The organism is Actinospica acidithermotolerans (assembly GCF_018139625.1).
Lineage (GTDB): Bacteria > Actinomycetota > Actinomycetes > Streptomycetales > Catenulisporaceae > Actinospica > Actinospica acidithermotolerans.
Genome location: NZ_JAGSOH010000191.1, coordinates 1 through 9,336, shown reverse-complemented (window position 1 = coordinate 9,336; position 9,336 = coordinate 1). Strand labels below are relative to the sequence as shown.

At 75.9% G+C, this 9,336-nt stretch carries 9 protein-coding genes; 3 read left to right on the top strand and 6 right to left on the bottom strand.

What is annotated here, in order from left to right; translation table 11 throughout:
- The 5 genes from KDK95_RS32980 to KDK95_RS32960 all read right to left on the bottom strand — a co-directional run.
- Positions 1-387, bottom strand: a 387-nt coding sequence (locus tag KDK95_RS32980) for a glycosyltransferase family 2 protein (protein ID WP_212522282.1), incomplete at its 3' end; no start/stop codon positions are given.
- 6 nt (positions 388-393) lie between these two features.
- Entirely contained in the window at positions 394-1,194 is an 801-nt protein-coding gene (locus KDK95_RS32975; protein ID WP_212522281.1) for a polysaccharide deacetylase family protein, read from the bottom strand.
- 1 nt (position 1,195) lies between these two features.
- Positions 1,196-2,146, bottom strand: coding sequence for a glycosyltransferase family 2 protein (locus KDK95_RS32970; RefSeq protein ID WP_212522280.1), 951 nt, complete (start codon positions 2,144-2,146; stop codon positions 1,196-1,198).
- Positions 2,143-2,421 (bottom strand): hypothetical protein, encoded by a 279-nt coding sequence (locus KDK95_RS32965; RefSeq protein ID WP_212522279.1) that lies wholly within the window; start codon positions 2,419-2,421, stop codon positions 2,143-2,145. The genes KDK95_RS32970 and KDK95_RS32965 overlap by 4 nt, the downstream gene beginning before the upstream one ends.
- A gap of 90 nt (positions 2,422-2,511) precedes the next feature.
- Positions 2,512-2,976, bottom strand: a complete 465-nt coding sequence (locus tag KDK95_RS32960; RefSeq protein ID WP_212522278.1) for a TIGR03667 family PPOX class F420-dependent oxidoreductase — start codon at positions 2,974-2,976, stop codon at positions 2,512-2,514.
- Positions 2,977-3,066: 90 nt separating this feature from the next.
- Between KDK95_RS32960 and KDK95_RS32955 the strand changes: the two genes are divergently transcribed.
- The 3 genes from KDK95_RS32955 (at position 3,067) to KDK95_RS32945 (ending at position 8,521) form a co-directional block, all read left to right on the top strand.
- Positions 3,067-6,945: a hypothetical protein gene (locus KDK95_RS32955; protein ID WP_212522277.1), complete on the top strand. Its 3,879-nt coding sequence runs from the start codon at positions 3,067-3,069 to the stop codon at positions 6,943-6,945.
- Positions 6,946-6,968: 23 nt separating this feature from the next.
- Positions 6,969-7,388, top strand: coding sequence for a hypothetical protein (locus KDK95_RS32950; protein ID WP_212522276.1), 420 nt, complete (start codon positions 6,969-6,971; stop codon positions 7,386-7,388).
- A gap of 167 nt (positions 7,389-7,555) precedes the next feature.
- Positions 7,556-8,521 carry a polysaccharide deacetylase family protein gene (locus KDK95_RS32945; RefSeq protein ID WP_307844866.1) on the top strand — a complete coding sequence of 322 codons (966 nt, stop codon included), beginning with the start codon at positions 7,556-7,558 and terminating at the stop codon, positions 8,519-8,521.
- 98 nt (positions 8,522-8,619) lie between these two features.
- Here KDK95_RS32945 and def read toward each other — a convergent pair whose 3' ends face one another.
- Entirely contained in the window at positions 8,620-9,267 is a 648-nt protein-coding gene (gene def / locus KDK95_RS32940) for a peptide deformylase (protein ID WP_372463423.1), read from the bottom strand.
- Positions 9,268-9,336: the final 69 nt, after the last annotated feature.

The window sequence follows — 9,336 nt, the reverse complement described above, 5'->3', positions numbered from 1 at the left end:
GTCCCAGCGGGGGCGGATCAGGCCGCCGACGCCGAGGACCGCGGGGTCGGCGTATCCGGCGAGCAGGTGCTCGGCCCAGCCGGGGTCGGCCGCGGCGTCGTCGTCGAGGAACGCGAGGATCTCGCCGTGCGCCTCGGCGATGCCGGTGTTGCGGGCCGCCGAAAGGCCCGGCTTGCCGCGGCTCGGCACGATCCGGGCGCCGGCCAGTTCGCGGGCGGCGCGTTCGGCGAGTTCCGGGCAGTGGTCGACGACGAGGATGATCTCGTCCGGGGTGCGGGTCTGGGCGTGCAGGGAGCCGATGGCGGCGGACAGGTCCTGCCAGCGGTCCACGGTGTACGCGCAGACGATGACGGTCAGGCTCGGTCGGGCGGGCGTGCTCGGCGGCATGGCGGGTCACCGGCTTTCGGCGAGGGGGCACGGGATGCCGACGCGGGCGCGGGCGCGGCGGTAGTAGCGCCAGGCGAGGGTGGAGGCGCGCTCGCGGGGCGTGGCGACGGGGGCGCCGGCGCCCTGCAGCCAGGCGCCGAACCGGGCGGCTGGGGTGTCGGACTTCACGGTGAGCCGGGCGATCCGGTAGGGCTCGTCGGTCTCCGGGCTCAGTCGCTCGCGGACGGCGAACGCGGCCCGGTATCCGGCGTCGCGGGCGAGTTCGCGCACGCGCGGGTTGGAGTAGCCGTGCGGGTAGGCGGCGAGCGCGATCTCGTGGCCGAGGGCCTGTTCGAGGATCTCCTTGGAGTGCGTCAGCTCCCACGCGGCGGCGGAGGGGTGCAGGGTGTCGAGCTGCGGGTGCGCGTGGGTGTGCGCGCCGATCTCGACGCCGGCGGCGCCGAGGCGGGCGACCGCGCCGAGGCTGAGCATCGCGACGTCGGGCAGCAGGCTGTGGTTGCGGGGCGCGAGCGCGCCGGTGGTGACGAACAGGGTCGCCGGAATGCCGCGGGCGGCGAGCTGCGGCAGGGCGTTGCGTTCGAAGTCGAGGTAGCCGTCGTCGAAGGTGACGGCGACGGCGTTCTCGGGCAGCGGCGGCCCGCCGGTGCGCGCGGCGGCGATCTGACCGCAGGTCACCGGGGTGCGTCCGCTGGCGATGAGGGCGTCGAGCTGCGCGGCGAACGCGGCCCGGGAGACCGTGTAGGGCGCGAGCCAGCCGGGCGGGTCGTCGCGGACGGAGTGGTAGAGCAGCACGGGAAGCGGCGGCATGTCAGCGGCTCCGGACGGTCGCGGGGTGGCGGTCGGCCCAGCGGCTGTGCGCGTAGGCGGCGGGTCCGCGGATCAGGCCTCGGCGTTCGAGTGCTGCCAGGCGCCGGGGCCAGGCCGCGGCGTCTTGATCTTTCGACGAGTTGCGCAGAGCGTAGCGGACGCCGTCGGGGAGCAACCTGAAGAAGGCCGGGAGCATCCGGGGTTCGTGCACGAGCGCGCTGGTGAGGTAGGCGCCGAGGCCGATGCCGTAGCCGAGGGCCTGGGCCTCGAGAGCGCCGGGCTCGCGCCGATGGTGGTGCCAGACGAGCGCGTCGGGCTGGTAGACGACCCGGCGTCCGGCGGCCGCGGCGCGGAACAGGGCGAGCAGGTCCTCGCCGGCGCGGGCCGGGGTGCCGGGGCCGAGCGCGGGGTCGAAGCCGCCCAGCTCGCGCAGCAGCCGCGCGTCGAAGGCCATGTTGGCGCCGGATCCCATGCGCCCGGCGGTGAACGGGAACAGCCGCTCGCCGGGGTCCGGGGGGCTGCCGGGCGGCGCGGGGAAGACCTTCGCGGCGAAGCCCTTGCCGTAGCCGCCGCGCCGTTCCAGCATCGCCTGCTGCGGGGTCTCGAGCTCGCCGGGCATGATCAGCCCGGTGACGCAGCCGACCTGCGGGTCGGCGAAGGTCTCGGCGATCGCGGCGAGCCAGGACCGGTCGACGGTGACGTCGTCGTCGGTGAACGCCAGGATGCTGCCGGTGGCCTCCAGCACGCCGAGGTTGTGCGCGCGGGCGACGCCGCGGCGGCGGGTGCGCAGGTAGCGCACGGGCCCGTCGGCGTCCTCGGCGGCGCGCCGGGTGGCGTCGCTCTCCGGTTCGTTGTCGACGACCAGGACCTCGTAGCGGCCGTAGTCGAGGGCTGCGAGGGAGGCGAGGGCGCGGGCGAGCTGCCGGGGGCGTTCCCGGGTGGCGATGATCACGCTGACGGCGGCCGGCGGCGGTCGCGGCCGGTCCAGTCGCGCCGGGCGTGCTCGGCGAGCTGGGACCCGAGCTGCGTGCAGGCCGCGGTGCGCAGTCCGGTCGGCAGGTCGCTGCCGGCGGGCAGCCGGGTGCCGATCACGCCGAGCGGATGGCCGTGCATCCGCACGAGGGCGAGGACGCTCGTCGCGCGCGGGAGGTTCGCCGGCGGGCTGTCCGGCGCGTCCATGTCCACCTGCGCCACCTGAATCGGCGCCTGCTTCGGGTCGATCACCATGGGAACCAGGCTCGATCGGCAAGGTTCAGCGCCGTTCAGGGGTTTGTCAGCGTTTCCTCAAGGCGGGGGCCGGGCCCCGGGGCGTGCGGATCAGAAGCCGCGGACCCGGTCGGGGCGGATGCGGGTGGCGATCGAGTAGCGGGCCATGAACGCGGCGAGGTCGCGGTCCGCCCCGAGCGCGGCGACCCGCGGGCCGTACTTCGCGGCGTATCCGGGCACCTCGTGCGCGGGCGGATGGCCTTCCAGGATCTCGACGTCGCCGGTGAACACGGTGATTCCGCCGCCGCCCGCGGTGGAGTTGAAGTTCAGCGACACGCGCGGGCGCTCGGCGAGGGTGCGCAGCCGCGCGGCGGTGTTGTCGTGGTAGATCAGGAAGCTCCCCTCGCCCCACGCGTCGTCCGGGTCGGGCTGCCAGAGGAACCAGACCGGGTTGGGCTGCGGGGTTCCGCTGGCGGCGACGGTGGTGAGCCAGATGATCGGCTCGTCGCGCAGCCGCTCGCGGACGGTGCGGCCGAAGGGTGTCGCGGGATCGGGCAGTGCGTGTGTCCCCGTCATGGTTGCCGATGATATCCGTGGCCGGCGGCCCGCGTGCCTTATTCTTGGCCGGTCGGGATGGCGTACCAGGGAAAAGGTTGGGGGCTGTCGATGGCGCTGCTGGCGCGGCGCGGCCGGTTCGAGCCGGCGGCGGTGTCGGAGGAGCTGGCGCGGGCTGCGGCCGAGGCGAAGGCCGGGCAGTCGGATCGGGCCAGGAAGCATTACGCGAAGCTGGCGAAGTCGCTGGCCTCGGCGCCTGAGGAGCTGCGCGGGCTGCGGCTGGCGGCGCTGCTGGGCGGCGCGGAGGTGGCCGCCGCCGACGGGGACGCCGCGGGCGCGGTGCTGCTGACCGCGCAGGCGTTCACGGTGGCCGCGGACCCGGCGAAGGAGCTGCCGCTGCCGGCGCTGCACCGGGTCGCGGTGCACCGGATGCAGGCGACGCAGGGCCCGTTGTCGGCGCCGCTGGCGTTTCTGCGCGCCGCCGCGCTGCCCGAGGCCGAACCGGATACGGTGGCGGTCGCCGAGGTCACCGGCTGGCTGGCGCGGCTGTGCGGGGAGGGCCCGATCCCGGCGCGGGACGCGGCGTCGGCGGAGACGGTCGCGGGCCTGCCCGGCGTGGACTGGCCGGTGCTGGCGCGCGCGCAGGTGCTGATGCAGGCCAACCGGATCGGGGACGCGGAGCGGTTCCTGGCCGGGACGGCGCCGGCCGGCAGCGGCGAGGTGTGGTTCCGCTGGGCGGCAGTGCTCTACACGGGCGGGCGCTTCCCGCAGGCGGTGACCGCGTTCGACGAGGCGCTGCGCCGGGGCGCGCCGGCCGGGGTGGAGCCCTCGCGCTGGTCGCGCGGCGCGGCGCTGGTCGGCGACGCGCTGCTGTTCCGCGGTCTGGCCAAGCAGCGGCTCGGCCAGCCGGAGGCGGCGCAGGCGGACCTGGTCGCGGCGGTCAACCACAATCCGAACGACCCGCGCCCGCGCGACGCGATCGCGCGCCTGGCGCTGCAGCTCGGCGCCGAGGAGGTGGCGCGCGAGCAGTTCGAGGCCGCCCTGTCGGTGGCGGCGTCGTACGCTCCGGCGCGGCTGGGCCTCGCGCTGCTGCACGAGCGCGCGGGCCGGGCGAAGCAGGCCGCGGAGGACTACCGGCTTGCGCTGGCGATCGCGCCGCGCTGGCGGCCGGCCCGGGTGCGGTACGGGGCGATGCTCGCGGCCTCCGGCCAGGCGGCGCAGGCGGTCGAGGTCCTGCGGCCGGAGGCGGGTTCTGACGACGTGTTGGGCCGCTCGGCCGGCTTCCACCTCGGTCTGGCGCTGATCGCGGCCGGGGACGAGCGCGGCGCGCTGGAGCGGTGGGAGGCGATAGGCGGCGAGGACCTCAAGGCGCACCTCGCGCTCGCCCGCGACCGGGTGGCGCGCACCGTGGCCGGCGCGGATCCGGCCGCGGCGCGGGTGCTGTGGCAGCGGGCGATGTCGGAGTACCCGATGCCCGCCTACCGGGCGGCGCTGCGCGAGGCGACGCTGCGCGAGGCCGCCCTCGTGCTGCTGATGGGCCGTGACTTCCCGGAGGCGCGCGAACGGGTGGGCAAGGCGCTGGAGTTCGCGCGCATGCTCGCCCCCGACGACCTCGCGCGCGTCGAGCAGCTCACCGGCCTGCTCGGGTTCGCGAACGGCGATCCGGGTCTCGCGCCGGAGCACATCGAGGCGGACTCCGCCCTGCGCGATCGCTGCCACGCGGCCGCGTCGATGCTGCTGGCCGGCCGCGACCGGGACGCGGAGCGCACCCTCGCGCTGGTGGCGCGCGAGCACGCGCACGACGCCGCCCCGGCCCGGCTGCGCGCGGTGATCGCGGAGCGGGCCGGCGAGTGGCGCATCGCCCTCGACTGGCATCTTCGCTCGCTGACCTCCCCGGCGCCGACGGACGCGCTCACGACGCCGCCGACCGCGTGCGGCGGCTGCGGCCGGGAGACGGGCCCGGTCTACCTGGTCGACGAGTCGCGTTCGGGCCGGTGCACGGCGTGCGTGCGCACCACGCTCGGCGCGGTGCTCGAGTGCGCGCGCCGCGCGGGCGCCCTGGACGAGGTCGAGCCGGTATTCGCGGCCTGGTTCGACGCGCTCGGCGAGGCGGCGCAGGTCACGGGCGTGGCGACGGCGCTCGGCCTGCTGCGCGCGGAGTCCGGCGACTACGATTCGGCGCTCGCGCTGCTCACGGCCGCGACGCCGGTCGAGCGCGCGGCCGTGCTGCTGCGCCGCGGCACCGCGGATCTGCGGCGCGGGCGTTCGACGGCCGCGGTGGTGGACCTGCGCGAGGCGGTCACCCTCTCCCCCGAGCCGGACGCCGACGTGCTGGAGGCCCTCGGCCTGCTGGCCGAGCACGAGGCGTTCGTGCACGCCGAGGCGGGCCGCTGGGGCAAGGCGTTCGACGGCTACTCGAAGGTGCTGCACGCCGATCCGGCGCATCCGCGCCTGCTGCACGCGGTGGGTCTGACGGCGTACCGGCTCGCCGCCCGCCTCGACCAGGCCGACCCGGCCGCGGCCCGCGCCTGGTCGTGGGCGCTCGGGGCGCTGGTCGCGGGCGTGTACCTGCCGGACGTGTGGGGCCAGACGGCGAGCGTGAGCGGCCGGGGCCTGGCACCGGGGCAGGTGGCGAAGGCGCGGGCGCTGCTGACGGAGCGTCTGGCCGCGGATCTGCGCGCCCTGGACGCCGAATCCGGGCGCACCGGGGACGAGGCGGACTCGTGGGGGCTGCGCGCGGCGATGGAGGTGCGCTGCGCGGAGGCGTTCGCGCAGCAGGACCTCCTGGTCGAGGTCGCCGGTGCGCCGGCGCGCAGGCTGATCCTGGGCCCGGCTCTGCGCGGCCTGCTCGACGGGCACGCGGCCTGGCGCGCCGAGTACGACCGGGTGATCGCGCCGTTCGCGGACGGCTCCGGGCAGGGCGCCGTCGCCGAGGTGTTCGGGGTGCTCGATCCCGCGCTCGGCGCCTACCGGTTCCTGATTTTGCAGGGCCGCTTCGCGGACGCCGCCGCGGCGCTGGAGGCCGTGCCTCCCGCCTCCCGGGGCGCGCGGCAGCAGGAGATGCTCGCCGAGGCGCTGGTGCGCGAGGGCGAGCGGCTCTACCGGGTGCGCGCCTGGGAGCAGTCGCTGGACGCGTTCGCGCGCGCCAAGCGCCTCGGGGTGCGTGAACTGGCCGACGAGCAGGTGCAGATGGCGGCGGACTGCGGCCTCTACGCCTCGCGCGCCGTGCTCGCCGGCGCCCCCTCCCGGGCGATAGAGCTGCTGGAGCAGGCGATCGAGCTGTCGCCGGGCACCGCGGAGCTGCACGGCGAGGTCGCGGCCGCGCACGTGGCTCTGGCCAAGCAGTTCGGCGAGCAGCACGCCTACGCGGACGCCCTCGCGGCGCTCGGGCGCGCGTTGGAGATCGCGCCGGGCGACGAGGCGGCGACCGAGGTGCGCCGGTCCCTGATGACCGGTCAGGCCACCCGGCTGGCCTCCAGCGGCACGCCGGGCGATCTGGCCCGGGCGGTGGCCGTGTGGCGCGACCTGCTGGCCCTCGAGCCGGACGACGCGGCCGGGCGGGCCGGGCTCGTCGAGGCGCTGGACCTCTCCGCGCGCCAGGCGGCGTTCTCCGGGGACCGCGCCGCGGCGTCCGGGTTCCTGGCGGAGGCGATCGGCCTGGACCCGGAACGCGCGGGCGATCCGGACGAGGAGCTGCGCGGCGCGCTGTGCGCGCTGTGGCGCGAGCACGCGGCCGCCTGCGTGGAGGCGAAGGCGCCGGCCGAGGCTGAGCCGCTGCTGCGCGAGGCGCTGGAGCTCGCCGTCGGCGAGCAGATGCGGGACGCGGTGGCCGGGGAGCTGGTCGCGGCGTACCGGGCGCACGCGATCGAGGCGTCGGCGCACCGCAGGCGGCGCGGCGAGGCGATGCAGGCGATCGCGGCCGGGATCGAGCTGCGGCCCGAGGACGAGGACCTGCTCGCGCTGCGCGCGAGTATCGAGTCGCTGGGCTGAGCCGGAAGGAAGGGGAGTTCACGATGCCGTTGTTCGAGCCGACGCCGTACGAGGTGCTTGGCGTGGCCCGCGACGCCGACGCCGACGTGGTCGACGAGGCGCTCGAGCGGGCGCTCGCCGAGGGCCGGTACACCCCGGAGCAGGTGCGGGCCGCGGCCGGCGTGCTGCGCGATCCGGCGCGCCGGCTGGAGCTGGACGTGCAGTTCCTGCTCCCGCCCGAGCCGGTGGCCGCCGCGCAGGAGCTGCTCGAGCCGCACCTGGGCCGACCGCTGCCGTTCCCGGAGCCGCTGGCCTGGTCGGCGCGGGACCTGGCGGGGCTCTACCGGCGCGAGCTTGAGGGCGGTTTCGCGCCGATGCCTCCCCCGCCGGCGGGATTCCCCGGGGTGCCGGAGCGTTTCGGGCCGGACCAGGGCGTGCTGCCGCCGTTCGAACCGCCGCGGTAAGCGGTAAGCACCGCACCCGGCACGTACCACGGGGCACGTTCACCTGAAATTCACCTGAAGCGGGCTCAACCGGCAGGTCAGATCGGGCGTCTATAGATTCCGTGAGTGGAAAAGAACTATGGCGCCCGGGCGCGGATCCGAACGCCCGGACGCAAGCGGTGGGCGGTGTGCCCGGGCAGCGGGGCGCCGAGCCGGAGCCCGAGCTGGCCCGCACCGCGGTGTACCCGGGCGGCCGGAACGTGCCCGGCGCGCCCGCGCACCACGGCGACGGCGAAGAAGGCGAATACGGGGAGCCCGCCGCGGGAGAGGGCCGGCGCCCGCACCGGCGCAGGGTGCTGTTCGCGGCGGGCGGGCTGATGCTCGTGGCCGGCGGCGGGGTCGCGGCGGCGATGGCCGGGACCGGGCGCTCGAAGGCCGCCGCGGGGGCCGCGCCCACCGCCTCGGCCACGCCCTCGACGCCGGCGTCCACGCTGCCCGCGTCGAGCGCGCCGGCCTCCCCGACCGCGTCGGCGTCGGCTTCGGCGTCCGCGACGGGGGTGGCCAGCGCCCCGCAGTACTACGTCGACAACGAGGGCGCGATGGCGATCGCGCTGACGATGGACGACGGCCCGCACCCGGCGTACACGCCGCAGGTGCTCGAGATCCTGCGCCGCTACGACATCAAGGCGACGTTCAACATGATCGGCGCGCAGGTCGGCCCGAACCTGTCGCTGGTGCGGGAGGTCTCCTCCGAGGGGCACACGATCACGAACCACACCTGGGACCACGCGGACCTCTCGCACCTGACGTACCACCAGGTGATCGACGAGATCGACCGCTGCAACGAGGCGCTCGCGAACGCGAACCAGCATCCGACGATCTTCCGGGCGCCGTTCGGGAACTGGTCGAAGGCGGTGTACCAGGCGTGCGCGGACCGGCAGCTCAAGCCGGTGGCCTGGTCGGTGGACCCGCGCGACTGGGACACCGCGCACGTGGACACGCAGATGATCGTGCACAACGTGCTCGCCCACACCCACCCGCACTCGATCATCCTGGAGCACGACGGCGGCGGGGACCGCCGCAACACGGTCCAGGCCCTCAAGACGTTCATCCCGGTGCTTCTGGACCGCGGCTACCGCTTCGTCGCCATGTGACCGCCCGCGCGCACCCCCTGGTCACGCCTGTGCCCGCCCGGACGAAGCGTCCAGGGCGGGCACAGGCGCTTTCCGCCGGCCGGCGGCCGGCGTGCGCTTCAGCGCTTCTCGGCGTTGGCGGCGCGCTTGGCCATGACCTCGTCGCGCATCTTCTGCATCTGCTTGAGCGCGTCCTTGCGGGCGCGGGCCGGGAGCCGGTCGATGTACAGGTACCCGTTGAGGTGGTCGGTCTCGTGCTGCAGGCAGCGGGCGAAGTAGCCGTGCCCCTCCAGGACGAGCTCGTTGCCCTCCCAGTCGGTGCCGCGCACGATCGCGTGGTCGGGGCGGGCGACGGGCTTGTAGGGGCCGGGCACGGACAGGCAGCCCTCGTCGTCCTCGTCCAGGACGCGCTCGCCGGCGGGCAGCTCGTCGACGACGGGGTTGCAGATGTGCCCGACGTGCCGGGTGCCGTCGCCGTCCGGGCAGTCGTAGACGAACACCCGAAGGTCGACGTCCACCTGGTTCGCGGCCAGGCCGACGCCCTCGGCGACGTACATGGTGGCGAACATGTCGGCGATCAGCCCCTTGAGCTCGTCCCCGCCGTACTGTCCGGCGGTGACGGGCTTGAGGCTGCGGTGCAGGATCTCCTCGCCGGCCTCGGTCACCCGCAGGACGCGCCCGTCGGCCGCCTCGGGGGCCTGCGCGGGGTAGTCGCCGGACAGCAAGCCTCTCTCGGGCGTCTCGGTGCAGTTCTGGGCGTGGGGCACCCCGCCCGGCCAGAGCTCGACGGTGGGCGTCCCCCTCGGCACCACGACGACGGACGCGTCGGGCCGGGC

Coding starts and splice junctions, on each gene's coding strand:
- KDK95_RS32975 (WP_212522281.1), bottom strand. CDS start 1,194: ATGCCGCCGCTTCCCGTGCTGCTCTACCACTCCGTCCGCGACGACCCG.
- KDK95_RS32965 (WP_212522279.1), bottom strand. CDS start 2,421: ATGGTGATCGACCCGAAGCAGGCGCCGATTCAGGTGGCGCAGGTGGAC.
- KDK95_RS32960 (WP_212522278.1), bottom strand. CDS start 2,976: ATGACGGGGACACACGCACTGCCCGATCCCGCGACACCCTTCGGCCGC.
- KDK95_RS32955 (WP_212522277.1), top strand. CDS start 3,067: ATGGCGCTGCTGGCGCGGCGCGGCCGGTTCGAGCCGGCGGCGGTGTCG.
- KDK95_RS32950 (WP_212522276.1), top strand. CDS start 6,969: ATGCCGTTGTTCGAGCCGACGCCGTACGAGGTGCTTGGCGTGGCCCGC.